The following is a 17,624-nucleotide window of genomic DNA, read 5'->3' as shown; positions in this document are numbered from 1 at the left end:
TATTGTTGTTGATAATCAGAACTTTAAGCATTGAGTGTTAAGACTTTTAATAGTGCGATTTAGTAGGAGTTAAGCGACTTTTCGCCTTAACTTTGCATCAAATCAAAAAACAAAAAGTCTTATGAAAAGTACATTCAGAACAATGACAATCGTAGCGTGTTTTGCACTTGTATCTCTTACTTCATGTTACTTCCCCGGAAGCGACCAGTATAAAATAAAGTCGGCAACTAAGGAATATGTTAAGTCGCAGTTAGGTGAAGGTGAGAAATTCCGTTACGGATACCTGGAGCGTAAATGTGGTCGTAACGTAGACGGCAAATTTTGCAAGTATGCCGAAGTGCACTATGAGGTAATAAGCGCGTCGGGCGAAACTTCAGAGAAAATGCTCTTTCTGCTGATGTCGGAACATTGCGATTCCGTATTGGATATCTCGGAGGAGAGAGACAAGGAGTGGACCAATAAAGAAACTCTTTCGTCAGAAGAGATAAAGGCAATCATCGAGTCAGCTTTAAAAGACAAACTCTAAACACCGGCATTTATGAAAAAGATTCTTGTTATAGCTATCGTATGCCTGTTGGGTAGCTTTGTCGCAGCGGCACAAACAGTGAAAGTAAACGGTACAATTGTAGATGAACAGAACCGTCCGGTGGAATTTGTCAATGTAGCCCTGATTTCCTTGCCCGACTCTTCATTCGTTACGGGAAGCACCACTGATGGCAAAGGTAAATTTGCTTTGAGAGCCACTGCCGGTTCGGATTTCCTGTTAAGACTCTCTTATATCGGTTACGTCGGCGAACAGATTGTCATCAGGACTCCCCAAGGCACTGTGCAGATGGGAGACATTATCTTGAAAGAACAGTCGGTAGCACTGGACGAGGTGGTAATATCGGGCAGCAATATCACGCAGAAGGTAGACCGCATGGTTGTAGTACCCACCGCTACTGCCATGAAGAATTCCTATAATCCCTACGACCTGATGCTGAACCTTGCCATTCCGCACTTGAAGGTGGATGCTCTTGGCAAAGGCCTGGAAGCCAATGGCGGTAGTGTACAGACACGTATCAACGGTATTGTGGCTACCTCCACCGAAGTGGCAGCCCTCCTGCCCAAGGAGATTGTAAGAATAGAATTCATTGAAAATCCGGGAGAACGCTATGGCGACAGCAGCCTGGGGGCTGTGGTAGACATCATTGTCCGCCGCCGCGAAACGGGCGGACTGGTCAATATACAAGCCACTAATGCTCCCCACATATTGTTTAGCGAGGACAATGTGGTGGCCAAGTTCAATCATAAAAAGTCACAATGGGGATTGTTCTATAACTTGTCTGCCCGTAACTTCAAGAAAACGTATACGGATATAGATGAGACATATGTGTTGGAAAATAAGACGATACATCGTGTGCAGGAGGGGCTTCACGACCAAAACAAGCACTTTACCCACAATATCGACCTCTCTTACAATCTGACGGAGCAGGATAAGTACGTATTCAACGTCGTGTTCCGCAACAGTATCTATGATGCTCCCTCTCTGAACCAGTCGAACAAGCTGTATGATGCTGCGGATGCCGATAACTATATCTTCTCTGGACTGAAGAACAAGCAGTCCGGCTACACTCCTTCGCTCGACCTTTATTACCAGCGTACATTACCGAAGAATCAGATGCTTACGATGAGCGTGACCGGTACGCTGATGCACACCGACAATAACAGGCTCTACCACGAATATACTCCTCAAGCCGAAGACCTGGCGATGCTTGAAACCGATGTGACGGGAAACAAGCGTTCCATCATCGGTGAAGCCATCTACGACAAGCGTTTCAAGTCCCTCGTATTCAGTTCCGGATTGCGGCACTACCGGATGTATGCCAGGAACGAGTATGCAGGCTCCTCACCCGTCGTTTCGGAAATGAACCAGGCAAAGACAGCGGCGTTTGCCGAGGTGCAGGGAAATATCAAGAAAGTGAGTTATGGTGTGAGTGCCGGATTGACCCGCTCTTATTTCAAGGAAGGAGGGGAGGAACATACCTATTACACCTTTACCCCCACTGTCCGTCTGAACTTCTCGCCGCACAAGAACGGCAACATCAACTATCGGTTCAATGTCGAACCCAAGATTCCTTCGCTCAGTGCGTTGACCAATGTGGAGCAGGCGATAGATACCATCCAGATAGTACGCGGCAATCCGGCATTGGAGACTTACAGTGTCTTTAACAATACGTTGAACTACTCCTATATGAAGCAGAAGTTCGTTTTCATGCTGAATGTGACACATGGCTATCACAAGAATATCATCATGGAGAGTGTGTTTGCCGAGGGAGACAAGTTGGTTTCGATGAGCGAGAACCAGCGTTCTGCACAGTTTCTGCGCTTTGGCCCTTCTTTCACATTCCGCGGACTGAACATTGGTAGTCTGAAGAATTTCCTGACGCTGAGTATAGATGGTGGATTTACACGTTACTGGTCTAACGGCAATACCTATACCCATACGTATAATGACTTCTATTACAATCTGGTTGCCATGTTCAATTATAAGCAGTTCTCTCTGTTGGGACAATTCAGCAAAAGAGCGAACGAACTGGTGGGCGAAACGATTTATAAGGGCGAGAATCAGACTGCCATTCTGGCCACTTATACTCACAAGCGCCTGCAGCTGGGGGTAGGGATGATGTTCCCGTTCACCAACAACTACAAGACGGGTAAGGAACGGGTAAGCAAAGTGGCGCCCTATACCTCGTGGAGCCATGCGAAAGAGATAGGACAGATGGCGGTTATCAAACTGAGTTATAACTTCGAGTTCGGCAAGCGTTACAAATCATCCGACAGACGCATCAATAACAGCGACAATGAGTCGGGTATTCTGAATGTAGATAAATGATAGTTGTTCCCGTGCTTCGGAGGTGTGGGGTGATAAAAAAACGAAGGACTTCCTCGCGGGAGTCCTTCGTCATCTTTATAGGTAATTATTTGAGAGAGAATTTAGTTTAGGCTTATAATTATTAATCTTAAAGTCTATATTTTCCAATGTCAGAGCTTATACAGTCCTTTCTTCGGATAATCCAGTTCCGGATTGCCCTTGTAGCCTACACTACCACTTCCGCTGGTGCGTACTTTCAGGAAATCTGTGGCATGGCACTTGATGTCGCCTGAACCGGCAACACTGGCGGATGCTTTCTTGGCAACGAAATCGGAAGCAAACAAATCACCCGAACCTGCCACACTGTATTCAGCTTCTTGGGTGCTGCCACTCAGGATAGCGGTGCCCGAACCGGCAACGGATGCTTTGGTGAAGTTGGCCGTTACGTTGTTCAGCTTCATGTCACCTGAACCTGCAACGGATACTTGGAGGTCATTGCAAGTGATGTCGCTGCTGTTGATGTCTCCCGAGCCTGCGATGGAAATATCGAGGTCTATGCAGGAGATGTTGTTTCCACTGATGTCACCCGAACCGGCTACGGAAATTTTGAGGTTGTCCGTCTTCAGTCCGTTTTTCAGTTCCACGTCTCCCGAACCTGCCACGGCAATGCCGTTCAACTTTTCTGCGGACACACGTACTTCCAGTTTATTGTAGGATACGCTGACATTCTTCTTGAAGCCGATGTAGAGAGTATTGTCCTTGACACGGATATCCAGTAAGTCTACAATGTTGTCCGAGGTGTATACTTCCACTGTCGGTTTGCCGGACTTCTGCGTGTAGGTCACGTCGGGGCTGCCGGCTACACTCAGCTTGGTGAAGTTGTTCACTTTTATGTCTTTGGTTACATAGTTCTTGCTTGCCTTGACCGTCTTGCTGCCGAAGCCTCCGGAACGGTATGTGTGTTGTTGTGAACAAGCGGTTGTACTGAATGCCAATAAGGCGATTGCGATAAATGTTGTTAGAGCTTTCATATTTTTTTGTTTTTTGTGATTCAGTATTTATTAGTTAGACGTGATTTGCCTTGAAAAAGTTGCATGTAGAAATGCTTTTTTCAAAGGACGCTCGGTCATCATACTTTAATCAATTATTGTGCCACAAGTGTAAGTCGCTGATAACTAAAGTGTAATAACTTTTACATAGTGTTCATTATCGGACACTCCGTCCGCTTTTGTCAGGTGTTTGCTTGCTTTTTTGGACGATTCTTTGTTCATTTGCAAAGCCTCTTCCCCGCCCCTTCCTACGGGAGAGGCTTTGATTTATGACAGTAAACCGCATTATAGAAGATAAAGAGCTAGGTCCTTTGTTTGTCCGGGTCAATGCCCGGGCACGGCGTCTCACTTTCCGTACAAAGGAGGATGGAATTCACGTGACCGTGCCTCCCCGGACTTCTCTTGCCGAGGTAGAGAATGCCATCGAGCAGCTTCGTCCGCGTTTGAGGGCTGCCAGACAGAAGCAGGTCAGAAAGCTGATTGATTTGGATTACCGCATTGATACGGAGTTCTTCAAGCTGACGTTGGTCGGCGGACAACGGGAACGGTTCTTGTCCCGTTCCGAGTTGGGAGAAATGCAGATAATCTGTCCGCCGGATGCGGATTTCTCGGATGAGAATCTGCAGGCTTGGCTACGCAAGGTGATTGAAGAGGCTTTGCGGCGGAATGCAAAGATTATTCTTCCACCTCGCTTGTATATGCTTTCCATGCAGCATGACCTTTCTTACAAGAGTGTGAAGATTAATTCCAGCAGCGGACGTTGGGGGAGTTGTTCGACACAGGGCAATATCAATCTTTCCTATTATCTGGTGCTTCTTCCCAAGCATCTGATAGACTATGTGCTACTACACGAACTGGCGCATACTCGCGAGATGAATCATGGGGAGCGTTTTTGGGCGTTGCTCGACAAGCTGACGGACGGCAAGGCGCAGGCATTGAGAATGGAACTTCGGAAATACAGAACGGAGATATAGGGGAACCGCTTCTTTTTCGAGCCTATTGTAACTTCTTTTCTTGATTTGCAATGAGGCTGTAAAAGCATCTTCTTTTTGTTTTACTAAAACGTTTTCTCCTGCCTTGCAGCACACTCTGCCGATATTTTCGGAAATCATCTTGAAGGAATGGAAACTGTAAATTTCTGTAACTGAATTGTCTTATAGTACCGTAGCTACTCAGGTATAATGAATGACAGATACAATAAATAAGAGAACATGCTTATTCCTCCAATGCACCTTTCTTTTATTCCTGCGCCAGCTGCTTCACCTCTTCCCCTTCCTTCTCGAACCGGTATTCTCCTCCTTTTTCGCTAAGCTCAAACAGGGAAAGCTTCTCGGTTGCATTGTTCACAATCATCAGTGCGCTTTGTTCGGCAAAGCGTTTCACCTCGAGGATGAAAGGTTCTTCCGTCATGGTGCGGTTCACCAGCAGGCTGTCGTTGATGAAGATGGAGGTGGAGTCTCCGGCAAAGCCTTTCGTCAGTGTGATGGTATAGGTTTCGATGAAGTTGCGGTTTTCCGCTTTCTGTTGTTGCAGCCTCATGCTCATGTAGACAAAGATGACGACTACGAAAATCACGGCAAAGGCAAGGATGCCGTTGCCTACCATAAACTGTTTGTTGGTATTAAGACGATGTGCCATATACGGTTGGTTTTAAGAAACACTGCAAATGTAATGAATAAAATTGAACCGGAGGATAAACATTTGAACAAATAGGAAAGAATGCTTTGAGGGCAATTCGCTAATATTGCGGTCGTAAAACAAATTGTTAAAGATACTATGAAACTGAATTTCATTTTTGGGCTCTTGTTTTCTGTAGTTGCATTGCAGATGAAAGGGGCTGGTGGAACCCCTGAAGGGCTTCCTCCGTTTGTTCGTTTTCCTGGGTTGGAGCAGGAAGTTTACATTACGCGTGATACGTGCAAGAGTGTAGAGGGACGTTTTCCCGGCTTTTCCCCTTTTTTCGTGATTTATCCGGACAAGCCGTGCGATGCTTCCGAAGCGGCGGCGTTGACGGATGAATTGGGTATTGCGTCCTATGCGCACACCTATTCGGGGACGGTCTGTGTGATGAACCCCTTGGGAAAGGAGTATGATGCGGTGAAGGATTTGGAAGCTTATAAGAATTTCCTGAACAAGATGCGTGTTTTTACTAATCTGAAGATAATCGGTATAGGTAAGGGAGCGACGTTCGTTAATAGAACCATTGCCGGACATGCGGGTGCTGTTGCCGGTATCGTATCGCTGAATGGCCGACCGGCCAAGACGGCTGAGGGTGCCGCCCCCGTTCCTGCTTTTATTGCCGGAACACACAGTCGGCAGGTAGCGGCAGCCTATATCTTGCAGAATCAGGCGGAACCGGTGCGGAAAGAAGACGGGTTGGCTTGTTATGCCAACCGGAAGGAGCCGTTACAGCAGGTTGTGGTGAGTGCAAACAAATACACTTCCCTGAAAGAGGCTTTTGCAGAAGCCTGGAAGACTTTGCTTTGCAAGAACTACCGTTTCAACAATTACGAACATACTTGGTACACGGGAGCTCAATTCGACCAATATGGTACGTATGAGCTGGAGCCGTATATCATGCCCGAAGATTGGGGAATCACTCGTCGTGTGATGAAGAAAGACCTTATCGGTACAGGCGATTTCCTATGGTATGAATTCCATCCGGAAGCTACCTTGAAGGCAGAAAAGGCTTCTGTGCCGTTGTTGCTTTTGCTGCATGGCAACAACAATGATCCGCGTACGCAGGCTGAGACATCCGGCTTCATTGAGTTGGCGGTTGAGGAGAACTTCATTGTTGCCGAATTGGAGTGGCAGGGCAACGGTTATGCTCCTATGGGGTTGGACGGCATCGAGCAGGTGGTGTATCATCTGTTGAAGACCTATCCGCAGATAGACCCTTCGCGGGTATATGCCGAAGGGCTTTCGGCAGGAGCCGCTACGGCTACGGGGCTCGGTATACGCAAGTCGCACGTGTTTGCCGCTGTGGGTGCCCAATCGGCTGGGCTGACCCCCGACCGGTATATGTTCGGCTACAATGGCGAAGCGCTGATGAACGAGGCGGTACAGAAACGGGGCAGTGTGGAGACCGCTTATTTCTCTGTGACGGGTACGGACGACGAAGTTGTGCCTTTTGTAAGCGAGAACAATTGGCGCACCAATGCCTTTTTCTGTGCCTGGACTGCCTATCAGACCATGAACGGCATGGAGGTGAGTAGTCGACCTGACTTTTCGAAAGATGCCACCTTCGGCATAGCGCTGAAGGATAGGGAAGTGATTTCCACCAACAAGCGCGTCACGATGGAAGCGGGAGTGCTTTACAAGGGAAACATTCCGCTGATTAAAGTCGTGGCTGTGAATGACTACGGTCATTGGAACTTCAAGCCTGACGCACGGTTGATGTGGGATTTCATGAAACAATTCTCCCGCGACCCGCAGACGAAGAAACTGGTTTATAACAAGCGATAATCGGCAACTTTTATCGGAAGTAATCTCTATGCAGGCCACGGCTCTTTCTTTTAAGGGAATTAGAGGGAGCCGTGGGTGCTGATAAGGGATGTACAAGGTTTATTGATACTCACTCGGGTTTATGCCGAATTGTTTTTTAAAGCAGGTAGAGAAGTGGGGAAGGGTATTGAAACCGGTCATGTCCGCTATTTCGGAGATGGTATAGGTCCCTTCCTTGATTAGTTCGGCTGCGCGGTTCAGTTTATAAGTTCTGAAGAAAACGCTTGGATTCTTGCCGGTTAACCCTTTCACCTTGTAGTAAAATTTGGTACGGGAGATTTTGAGTAATTCGGCCATCCGCGTGATGTCCAGTTCCGGATTATCCAGTTCATTTTCCATTAGTTTATACAGTTCTGTCATGAAGGCCTCGTCTTTTGGGGTAAGGGCAAGTTCTTTCATCTGGCTTGTCCGGGTATTGTTCGTCAGGAAACTACGCATTTTATCACGGTTCGTCAATAGTGATTCAATCAGGGCCAGTAAGTAAGCCGGTTCAAAAGGTTTGGGCACGTATGCGTCTGCTCCGGTATGCAATCCTTCTATCTGGTTTTCCACGGTGGATTTGGCGGTTACCAGAATGACGGGTATGTGACAGAATTGCAGGTTTGCTTTAATCTCTTTGCAAAGCTGGTAACCGTCTTTGTCCGGCATCAGTACATCGCTCAGTATTAAATCCGGAGCTTCGTCTACAATGGTCTGGAAGATGTTGGTGGAATTGAGTCGGCTGATGATGTGATAATGCGGGGTCAGCAGAATCTGCAGATAGTGCATGATGGCCGGGTCATCGTCTACTATGAGTATTGTTTTCGGACTTGTTTTACCTTCACGGGCAGCATCCGGTTCTATTTTCGCAGGTTCTATGGAAGTATTGTTCAGGAGTGTTTTTTTGCCATAGAACCGTTCCTCTTTTGTGTACGAGAAATCGTCTGCGGGCAGAATCAGGATAAACATGGCTCCATTCCTTTCTTTCCGGTTTGCCGCTTTCAAGTGTCCGTGGTGCAACCGGGCAAGGCATCGGGCATAATAAAGCCCGATGCCGGTTCCCCAATTGTAAGTCCCTTTGTTGCCTTTTATCTGATAGAACCGTTCAAAGATTTTTTCCAGCTGTTCTTCCGGAATGTTTTCTCCGGTGTTGGTTACGGAAATCCGGATATACCGGACGCTTTTGTCTTGTTCTGTCAGGCAGAAGAACTCCTCGGCTTCTTGGCGTGTGACGATGGCGAACGAGATTTCTATTTCACCTCCTGTAGGAGTAAACTTCATGGCATTGGAAAGCAGATTGCTCAGTATTTTCTCTACTTTGTCTTCATCGGCCCAATAGAGGATGTCATGGTGTAATCCCTGAATGCTAAGGGTTATATTCTTGCTTTGGGCATTGATGTTGAAGAAACTGATGATTCGTTTGATGGTGGAGGCAAGGTTGGTCTGTTGGACCTCCAGTCCCAGATTGTCGTTGTCTAATTTGTTGAAATCGAGCAATTGGTTGACTAGCTGGAGCATCCGCAGAATACCGTCTTGCAGAACATTCAGTAGTTCCCGGTTAGGCTCTGTATTGGCTGGGGCGGCACACAGTTGTCTGATGGAACCCAACATCGTGGTCAGTGGTGTCCGGAACTCGTGGGATATGTTGGTAAAATAGCTCATGTATGTCTTATTCATTTTCTGCTCTTGTGCTTTTTCTTGTTCGGCACGGCAGGCGGTTTCTTTCTCGATTCTTACGCGCCGCCAACTGTGTATAAGTGTACCGGCTATTCCGATGATTGCCAGAGCATATGCACATCTTGCCCACCAGGTATTCCAAGGAGCAGGTTTGACGATGATGCGCAACTGTTTTTCTTCTCCGATTATGCTTTGGTCTTCATTGGTGATTTTTACTTTGAACATATAGGTTCCTGTGGGAAGGTTGGCATAATAAGCTTCCCGGTTGGTGTGTGCATTTATCCAGTAGCGGTCAATGCCTTCCAATTGGTAGTGATAGTGTATTCGTTCGTATTCACTATAATCCAATGCGGCAAATGATATGCTGAAGCTGGTCTGGCTATGTTTCAGATATACGTCCGGTTGGTAGGAGAGGTCCTTGTCGATGATTGCATTCTTTCCGGGATATACAAGCTTGTTATGAATCTTCAGATTCTCGAACGTCAGGGGAACATCGTATTTGAAAGGAGTTTCCACCGGATTGAAGAATGTCATTCCGTGAGTGCCGCCGAATACTAAGGTTCCGTTTGAAAGTCGGCAGGATGCACGGTCGTAGAATTGATTGCCGCCGATACCGTCGCTTGCATAGTAGTTGCTGATTTGATTGGTCCGGCGCTCATATTTACTTAATCCGTATAATGTGGATATCCATAGGTTCCCTTGTATATCTTCTTCGATGCTGCAAATCTCTGTGCAGCCAATGCCGGATATGGGAGATAATTTATGATTCTGCGAAGTATATCGTAAAAGACCGTTATGGGAGGTTCCAATCCAGATATCTCCTTGGCTGTCTTCGTATAATACGGAAGGGATAAATTTAGAACGGCGTATGCAGGCCAGGCTGTCTGCCCTCGAGATGTCCGGTATCCGGATTTTCCATGTATCCGGATTTATTGAACGAATCTTGTTGGCAAAGGAGGCAATCCATACTTCTCCATTGGAGAGGGGACGTAGGGTAGGAGTAAAGGTGAAAAATGACTGGGGATAAAGTGATACGGGTGTGAATACCTTTTCACCTTTTTTCAGGGCATATATTGCCTGGCTGAAGCTGCCTGCCCATATTGTTCCGTTACGGTCTTGCGTTATGCACAGTACGGAAGGGACGGAAAAAATACTCGTTGCTTTTAATTGATTAGACTCGAGCACGCATTTTATGACTTGATTGGTATTGGTGGCAAGCCAGATGTGCCGGTCTTTGTCGTGATAGATGTGTCTGACAATTATATTTTCTGTGTTTTGTGCAGGTAGGATTCTACTGATATTCACAGCTTCTATATGCTTGGTATTCAGGTTGTAGATATACATTCCGTCTTTCAGGGTGGATATATACAAGTTGCAGGAGTCGGCATCGAGGGCTATGATGGATTTTTGATGGAAGAACGAACGCAGATAATTGTTGCTGTTGAAACGCTCCTTATAATGATAGCGTACGGTATAGCCTTGGTCCGGCGAGCCTATCCACAGATTCTTGTGCGAGTCGGTGTACATGCATTTGATGCCATGTTGCGGGACTTCAAATGGAAATCCGTTTTCCTTTTCATGTATGACGGTGTTTTCTATGTGGTTGTAAAGGAACGTATGCTTTTGCGTGCAAATCAGTAGCCTGTTCTTGTCGTACGGGTGTATATAGGTGATGGCGGCTTTCGATAAGATGGGATGATTACTTATTGCTTCGGGAGTCGTTTTGAATCTTTTGCTTTCGGTATCGAATATGAAGAGTCGGTTCTTGCTTGCCAGCCATAGGGAGGTATGGTTGTGCATGTAAGAGTAGGTAATCTTCTGCGGCATGGGTATGGAGTCTGTCAGTTGCATGTTTCGGGAGTCGTAGCATCGGATGGATACGGGGTTGACGGCCCACAGACAGTTGTTGTTATCTATGTAGCAGGTCTGTTTATAGGTCTTGTCCGGGTCAAAGTTGATGAAAATACGGTTGAAAGTGTCTGTTTCAGGGTTATAGACGCAGAGATGTACCACCATGTTTAGGAAGATTTTTCCATCCTTGCTTTCTATGAACTGATGTCCGTTCCTATTGTTATAGGGCACGTTTATGGGTATCTGGCAGAAGTTGTCTTGGTCGGTATATCGGCATGTTCCGTTGGTTGTCGCTATCCATAAGCGTTTGCGTGAGTCCATGAAAATATCCTGGATTCTATCTCCGGGCAGTTGCAGTGAGTCGTTGGAACTGTAATATTGCCGGTATTCGTGTGCGTTGAATCTGTTCAGTCCTCGTGTGGTTCCTATCCAGATATAGCCTTGCGCGTCTTCTTGGAAATCCGTAATGTTTTGGTTGGAAATGGTTGCCGAAATTCTATAAACATCCTGTTTTTCCGCTTCTGCTTTGGCGGTTGTCGGTTGGCACGAAGACACCGCTATTGCAGATAAAGCTATGAGGGAAAGAATGATTTTTTTCATATATGAAGTGTATTAAGGTATGTTCCGCGGAGAGTGTTTTTTTACAATGGAGCAGACAAAAGTAGAAAGAAAATAAGTAGGTGATATTTGCTGTAACAGTGATTTTTCCGCTTGGAATATGCTGTATGGCATGTTTTGAACATATTGATAATCTTTTGAACGTACAAGAAACAATATCTGAACATATAGGAAATGTTTTTGTATTTTCTCAATATCCTCTTATCTCCTCTTTTGATAAAATTGTATCGGAAATCCTACAATAAGTGAATGTAGCTTTTTTATTAACAAATCTAATTATTTAAGCATTATGGAAAACAACTTTAAAAGAAAGCTGATGGCATTCTGGCTGTTCCTTTGGGTGGGAATACCTTTTATGCTGGCGCAAAGTCCGATGATGATATCGGGACGGATTACAGATGATTTGGGAGAACCGATGATTGGTGTGAGTGTACTTGAAAAGGGCACCTCTAATGGAGTGATTACGAATATGGAGGGAAATTATTCCTTAAAGGTAAAGCAAGGTGCCGTCATTGTCTATTCGTACATCGGATATGTGACACAAGAACTGAAAGCCGTATCAGAGAGAATGAATATAACGATGAAAGAAGACACCCGGACGCTGGATGAAGTGGTAGTGGTGGGCTATGGTGTACAGAAGAAGAGCGACCTGACAGGCGCCATTTCTTCCGTGAAGGCAGAAGACATCCAGAACCGCTCTATTACCCGGGTGGAAGAAGCCCTGCAGGGCAAGACAGCCGGTGTACAACTGATATCCACAACTTCGCAACCGGGTGCTTCGCCTACCATTCGTGTCCGTGGTTTTTCATCGAATGGTACTTCCGATCCCCTCTATGTGGTAGACGGATTGATAGTATCCGACTTGAGTGCTGTGGATCCTAATAATATAAAAAGCATGGAAGTCCTGAAAGATGCCGCATCCGCTGCCATTTATGGTGCGCAGGCCGGTAATGGCGTAGTGCTTATTACCACAAAGAGCGGAAGCAAAGGAACCAGCAGCATTTCCTACGACTTTCAATATTCCATCAGTAGCCTGGCGCAACGTCCCAAGCTGATTAATTCACAAGAAGCTTTATTGCAAAAGAAGGAGCAAGACCCTACTTTTACAGATGATAATATCCAGGAGCTTATTACCAGCGGCACATGGGACGGTGTATCGACTACCGATTGGTATGATGTGGCTTTTAATGCTTCGCCATCCTCCCATCATACGGTCAACTTTCAGGGAGCGAATGACAAGGGCTCTTTCTTCCTGTCATTAAACAATCTGTATGACAATGGTATTCTTCGTGAAAACAAGGATACCTACAAGCGGCTTTCCGTCATGCTGAATGCCGACTATAACATTAAACCTTGGTTGAAGGTAGGTGTTACTGCCAATTATGCAAAATATACGCAGAAATCCATCAATGACGGTAGTGCGGGCAATTCATATTCCAGTATGATTGCTACCGTGATGACCATGGCTCCTTATTATGCGGACACGTATGCAGCCGATGCGCTTCCTAAACAAATGGAGGCATTGATTGCCAACGGCTTTACTTTGCTGCGCAATGACAAGGGCGATTATTACAGCTGTCTGGGTTCTATGGAACAGATACATCCTATGGTAGCCATCCGCATGAGCGACAAGAAAAACTTCGGCAACAGTCTGATGGGAACGCTCTATGCCAACCTGACTCCTTTCAAAGGATTTGTGTTTACTACCCGGCTGGGTTACAGGGAACTGAACGCAAACACTTATCAGTATAACAATCTCTATTACGGTTCGGCTTCCGCCAATAATAAGGATAAGAACGGGGCCAGCCGCTCCAACTCCTCTACTACCTATTATCAGTGGGAGAACTTTGTGAATTATAGTACGGATTTGTGGGACAAGCATCATGTGTCTGCCATGCTGGGTATGTCCTACAGCGAGAATAACTTCACTTATGTTTCTGCCGGTGTAGACAAGACTGCCAAGCACGATCCTTTGTATGCCGACGTTTCGTATCCTGCCGGAGATGCCGTGAAGAGTACCGCCGGTTATAATCTGATTAATCGTAAGCTGTCCTATTTCGGCCGTTTGGCTTACGATTACCAGAACCGCTATATGCTGCAAGCGGCCATGCGTGCCGATGCAGCCGATACTTCCGTGCTTCCGGGTACCAATCGCTGGGGCTATTTCCCGTCGGTATCAGCCGGTTGGGTCATTTCCAACGAGCGCTTTTTCACGGAAAAGAACAATACCCCTCTCACATTCCTGAAGTTGCGTGCAAGCTGGGGGCAGAATGGCAGCACAAGCAATCTGAGCGGTTACAAGTATTCCAATTCCCTGGTGACTTCGGCTGCCGGGTACTCTTTCAGCAATACGGCGATGAAATATGTCACTTCTGCCAAACCTTCGCAGCTCTATAATCCTGACTTGAAGTGGGAAACCTCCGAACAGCTGGATTTGGGTATGGATTTGCGCGCTTTCAACGACCGCTTCTCGTTTGGTATGGACTGGTATCAGAAGAAGACAAAAGACTTGATTGTTTCCAACATTGTCATTCCTTATGAGGCGGGAAACTCATCGGCTCCGATGAATGCCGGTAATGTGACGAATAAGGGTTTTGAGTTTGAGGCCGGATGGAAAGACAAAGCCGGTGATTTCAATTATTCTGTGACCGCCAATCTGGCCACTTTGAAGAACGAGGTCACTTATCTGGATCCGCATGTCAGCGGCGGACGCATAGAAGGCGCCACTACAATGGCTTCGAACGGTTCGTTCTCCGCATTCGAGGTAGGCTATCCGGTGTGGTATTTCAGAGGCTATCAGGTCGATCATCTGGATGACAAGGGCAATCCCGTATTCAGGGATAATACGGGTGACGGTACCATTGATGCCAGTGACAAGGCGATGATTGGTAAACCGATGCCGGACTTCACATATGGAATCACGTTGACCGCCAACTACAAGAATTTTGATTTTCTGATTTTCGGCAACGGCTCCGTGGGCAATGACGTATTCATGTCCTACAGTTATAACTCCATATCCTATACGCTGAAGGAGATGTACGACCAGCGCTGGACGGCGGACGGGACTACCAGCCGTAAGTTTGCACGGCCGCAGAATACGAATGCAGACAAGTATGGCTTGTCCGATGCTTATATTTTTGACGGCTCTTATTTCCGCATCAAGCAGATACAGCTGGGATATACGTTGCCCCGGACGGTTACGAAGAAGTTCCTGGTCGACAAGCTGAGAGTATATGCCTCGTTGGATAATTTCTTCTTGTTCACCAAGTATCCGGGACTCGACCCGGAGGTTTCCTCCACGGCTACCAGCGGTATGGGCGTGGATTACGGAAATTATCCCACAACGAAGAAGGTGGTGTTCGGTTTATCAGTTACATTTTAAATAATAAATAGAAGAAATATGAAAAGAAAATATATCTTGTCCGGACTGTTGGCGTGTGCACTTACATTTTCCGCATGCGATGTCGATTTGCTGGATATTCCCCAGAAAGGTGTAGAGAATGAAGAGAATTATTATCAGACGGATGAACAGTGTGAGTCTGCCATCGCTGCTGTCTATGCGTCCTGGCGGAATGCTTATTCCGGGCGTGGTGAGAAAGCCTCGCAGTATGCCAACGGTTTCTTCCTGAAAAATTTCTTGGCAGACGATTTCAATTCGGGTGGTGCCCGCTCCGACCAGGTGTATGCGCAGGAGATATACGAAAGTGCGATAGTGGCCACGAACGGTTGGGTGGAAAACTATTATAAGAGGTTGTATGCCACGATTTATCTGGCCAATCTGGTGATTGAGCGGTTCGATGCCGCTGAAAGTGAAGTGAAGGCAAGAAACATTGCCGAGGCCAAATTCTTCAGAGCCATCTGCTATTTCGAGTTGACCACTTTGTGGGGGACTCCTCCTTTGGTAGATAGGGTATTGAAGAATTCGGAAGAGTATAAGGTGCCCAACTCCACTGCCGAACAGTTGTGGAAATTCATGGAGACAGACCTTACGGAAGCTATAACTTCCGGGAAACTCACTTCGAAAACGAGTTTGGAAGACAGGGACGGGGGAACCCGCGCCACGTTGGAGGCTGCCCGCTGCTTGTTGGGAAAGATTTATCTGTATCAGGAGAAATATGCCGATGCCAAAAGTGAGTTGGAGAAGGTCATTTCTTCCGGCAAATATGATTTGATAGCCGATGTCAGCACATTCTATCATCCGGCCTCTGCAGGCTGCAAGGAGTATGTGCTGGAGTGTGTGCGCCATTACGACCCTTCCAACATGTATTCTCAGGAGGGCTGGTTCGGCATCTTGGCCAATTGGGGATTCGGCTATGGCTTTATAGCCGGTCCGGAAGCGTCCATGCACTATAAGTTCAACACTACCAGCGGTTACAGCTACTTCAATCCGTCGAAGTCTTTGTACGATGCCTTTGTGGCTGAGGAGGGTGCCGACGGGTATCGCTTGAATGCCTGGATCAGGACCTGGGAGCAGGTGATTGCCATGAACATTGCGGTGAACACGACTACCAACAAATATGCCAGCGAAGGCTATTTCCGTCTGAAATGGCTGGCAAGCACCGATGACGAATTTGTAGGGTATTGGTGTGGAAACCAGAGCAATACTCCGGTCATCAGATATGCGGATGTGTTGCTGATGGCTGCCGAGGCTTGCCTCCAGGCGGGAGACCAAGCCGGTGCCGACGAATATCTGGGCAGAGTGCGCGACAGGGCCCGTCTTCCCAGAAAGAGTCATGTGACGCTTTCCGATATAAAGCTGGAGCGCCGCTTGGAACTTGCTATGGAAGGCATGCGCTTCCAGGACCTGAAGCGTTGGGGGGATGCTCCGGCGGTATTGGCGGATAAAGGGAAAAAGTTACCGACTTTCCAGATTGTACCTGACCCGAATAATGACCTCACTACGGCGGCAGGCATCTACAACGCCCGTTATACGACCAAAACCACCTATGTCGATAATGAAAAGTCGTTGGCGGGTTGGACTCCCAATCGCGACGAGTGGCTGCCGTTTCCTGAAAATGAATTGGAGGTGAACAGCAACCTGAAACAGAATCCCGGTTATTGATTTATCTTGAGAAATTCACAATTCGGTTTAACTATATAAAGAAGAAAAACATGAAAAGAAACTTAGTGATATTTGCCCTGCTGTTTGTTTGTATGGCTATAGGGGCGCAAACGGTATTCAAGAATGAAGAGGTAGAGGTTTCCTTGTTGAAAGAGAAGACTTGGGTATTTTCCACTTGGGACTATACTACCATGTATCTGATAGAGGGCGAAGACAAGGCCGTGCTGATTGATACCGGCACGCGTTGTGCGGATTTGGATAAGATTGTGGGACAGATAACCGGGAAACCGCTGGAAGTAATCGTCACCCACATGCACCCCGACCATGCCGGCTGCATCAAGTATTTCGATAAAGTATGGATGCATCGGGCCGATACGGTGCTGGTGCCCCAGCATGCGGCGGATTATCAAGGAGAATTCCTCTATATGGAAGAAGGACAAGTGTTCGACTTGGGTGGACGCAAGCTGGAAGTGGCATGGATGCCCGGGCATACGCCCGGCTCGGTGGTACTCCTGGACAAGGCAAACGGAGACTGTTATTCGGGTGATGCGTTCGGCTCGGGTGAAGTATGGCTGCAGTGTGTGCCGATGTCTCCCATCGCCACTTTCCATGAGTCGTGTTGCCGTATGGAAAAGCTCATGAAGGAAGGGCACATCAAGGATATCTGGTGCGGACATTATCCTTATCTGAAATCTTCTTTGCCGCTGGCCTATATTCAGACGATGATACGTATTTCCCACAGGCTGATGAATGGAGACCAGGAAGGTTCGGAACCTTATTCCAACTATTTCATCAAGATGCCTCCCACTGCGAGGAAGTTGGCCGAAGGCCGGGCGATGATTGTATATGATTCGACTAATATTCCGGAAGCCCGGTAACACACATGGCTATTCCTCTCTCACTTTAAGGCGTAGTCCTTGTATGCACGAGATGTGCATCTCATGTATCTCGAGATGTGCATCTCGTGTTGTGTGAGATGTGCATCTCGTGCATACAAGGGCCGGCTGTTAAAAGCATGAGGGTTATACCT

Annotated in this window: 10 protein-coding genes; 7 read left to right on the top strand and 3 right to left on the bottom strand. The window is 46.9% G+C overall.

Annotation, left to right across the window (positions count from 1 at the left end):
- Positions 1–121 precede the first annotated feature (121 nt).
- Both DW800_RS00895 and DW800_RS00890 read left to right on the top strand, forming a co-directional pair.
- Positions 122–526 carry a hypothetical protein gene (locus DW800_RS00895; protein ID WP_057097450.1) on the top strand — a complete coding sequence of 135 codons (405 nt, stop codon included), beginning with the start codon at positions 122–124 and terminating at the stop codon, positions 524–526.
- 12 nt (positions 527–538) lie between these two features.
- Entirely contained in the window at positions 539–2,875 is a 2,337-nt protein-coding gene (locus tag DW800_RS00890; protein ID WP_119957695.1) for a TonB-dependent receptor, read from the top strand.
- Positions 2,876–3,024: 149 nt separating this feature from the next.
- Here DW800_RS00890 and DW800_RS00885 read toward each other — a convergent pair whose 3' ends face one another.
- Positions 3,025–3,885, bottom strand: a complete 861-nt coding sequence (locus DW800_RS00885; RefSeq protein ID WP_005833734.1) for a head GIN domain-containing protein — start codon at positions 3,883–3,885, stop codon at positions 3,025–3,027.
- Between the two features lie 287 nt (positions 3,886–4,172).
- On the opposite strand from DW800_RS00885, the gene DW800_RS00880 reads away from it, so the two are divergent.
- Positions 4,173–4,877, top strand: a complete 705-nt coding sequence (locus DW800_RS00880) for a SprT family zinc-dependent metalloprotease (protein ID WP_057097453.1) — start codon at positions 4,173–4,175, stop codon at positions 4,875–4,877.
- Between the two features lie 265 nt (positions 4,878–5,142).
- Here DW800_RS00880 and DW800_RS00875 read toward each other — a convergent pair whose 3' ends face one another.
- Entirely contained in the window at positions 5,143–5,541 is a 399-nt protein-coding gene (locus tag DW800_RS00875; protein WP_005833728.1) for a hypothetical protein, read from the bottom strand.
- A gap of 138 nt (positions 5,542–5,679) precedes the next feature.
- Here DW800_RS00875 and DW800_RS00870 point away from each other — a divergent pair, with 138 nt between their 5' ends.
- Complete coding sequence (locus DW800_RS00870) at positions 5,680–7,368, top strand: PHB depolymerase family esterase (protein WP_119957694.1); 1,689 nt, start codon at positions 5,680–5,682, stop codon at positions 7,366–7,368.
- A gap of 99 nt (positions 7,369–7,467) precedes the next feature.
- Here the strand turns inward: DW800_RS00870 and DW800_RS00865 are convergent, their stop codons facing one another.
- Entirely contained in the window at positions 7,468–11,514 is a 4,047-nt protein-coding gene (locus DW800_RS00865; RefSeq protein ID WP_119957693.1) for a hybrid sensor histidine kinase/response regulator transcription factor, read from the bottom strand.
- Positions 11,515–11,821: 307 nt separating this feature from the next.
- Here DW800_RS00865 and DW800_RS00860 point away from each other — a divergent pair, with 307 nt between their 5' ends.
- The 3 genes from DW800_RS00860 to DW800_RS00850 are packed head-to-tail and all read left to right on the top strand — an operon-like array spanning position 11,822 to position 17,472.
- Positions 11,822–14,914 carry a SusC/RagA family TonB-linked outer membrane protein gene (locus tag DW800_RS00860; RefSeq protein WP_005833722.1) on the top strand — a complete coding sequence of 1,031 codons (3,093 nt, stop codon included), beginning with the start codon at positions 11,822–11,824 and terminating at the stop codon, positions 14,912–14,914.
- An 18-nt stretch (positions 14,915–14,932) separates the two neighbouring features.
- A complete protein-coding gene (locus tag DW800_RS00855) occupies positions 14,933–16,594 on the top strand; it encodes a RagB/SusD family nutrient uptake outer membrane protein (RefSeq protein ID WP_005833721.1) in 1,662 nt (553 codons plus the stop codon).
- A 50-nt stretch (positions 16,595–16,644) separates the two neighbouring features.
- Positions 16,645–17,472, top strand: coding sequence for an MBL fold metallo-hydrolase (locus DW800_RS00850; RefSeq protein ID WP_005833720.1), 828 nt, complete (start codon positions 16,645–16,647; stop codon positions 17,470–17,472).
- Positions 17,473–17,624 lie beyond the last annotated feature (152 nt).

The organism is Bacteroides sp. AM32-11AC (assembly GCF_003603515.1).
Taxonomy (GTDB): domain Bacteria; phylum Bacteroidota; class Bacteroidia; order Bacteroidales; family Bacteroidaceae; genus Bacteroides; species Bacteroides uniformis.
Note: the sequence above shows the minus strand (reverse complement) of the source record. Positions and strands in the feature narration are given on the sequence as shown.

What these genes read in the sequence shown, in the direction of transcription:
- DW800_RS00885 (WP_005833734.1), bottom strand. Translation starts at nt 3,885, where the DNA reads ATGAAAGCTCTAACAACATTTATCGCAATCGCCTTATTGGCATTCAGT.
- DW800_RS00870 (WP_119957694.1), top strand. Translation starts at nt 5,680, where the DNA reads ATGAAACTGAATTTCATTTTTGGGCTCTTGTTTTCTGTAGTTGCATTG.
- DW800_RS00890 (WP_119957695.1), top strand. Translation starts at nt 539, where the DNA reads ATGAAAAAGATTCTTGTTATAGCTATCGTATGCCTGTTGGGTAGCTTT.
- DW800_RS00895 (WP_057097450.1), top strand. Translation starts at nt 122, where the DNA reads ATGAAAAGTACATTCAGAACAATGACAATCGTAGCGTGTTTTGCACTT.
- DW800_RS00860 (WP_005833722.1), top strand. Translation starts at nt 11,822, where the DNA reads ATGGAAAACAACTTTAAAAGAAAGCTGATGGCATTCTGGCTGTTCCTT.
- DW800_RS00880 (WP_057097453.1), top strand. Translation starts at nt 4,173, where the DNA reads ATGACAGTAAACCGCATTATAGAAGATAAAGAGCTAGGTCCTTTGTTT.
- DW800_RS00865 (WP_119957693.1), bottom strand. Translation starts at nt 11,514, where the DNA reads ATGAAAAAAATCATTCTTTCCCTCATAGCTTTATCTGCAATAGCGGTG.
- DW800_RS00855 (WP_005833721.1), top strand. Translation starts at nt 14,933, where the DNA reads ATGAAAAGAAAATATATCTTGTCCGGACTGTTGGCGTGTGCACTTACA.
- DW800_RS00850 (WP_005833720.1), top strand. Translation starts at nt 16,645, where the DNA reads ATGAAAAGAAACTTAGTGATATTTGCCCTGCTGTTTGTTTGTATGGCT.
- DW800_RS00875 (WP_005833728.1), bottom strand. Translation starts at nt 5,541, where the DNA reads ATGGCACATCGTCTTAATACCAACAAACAGTTTATGGTAGGCAACGGC.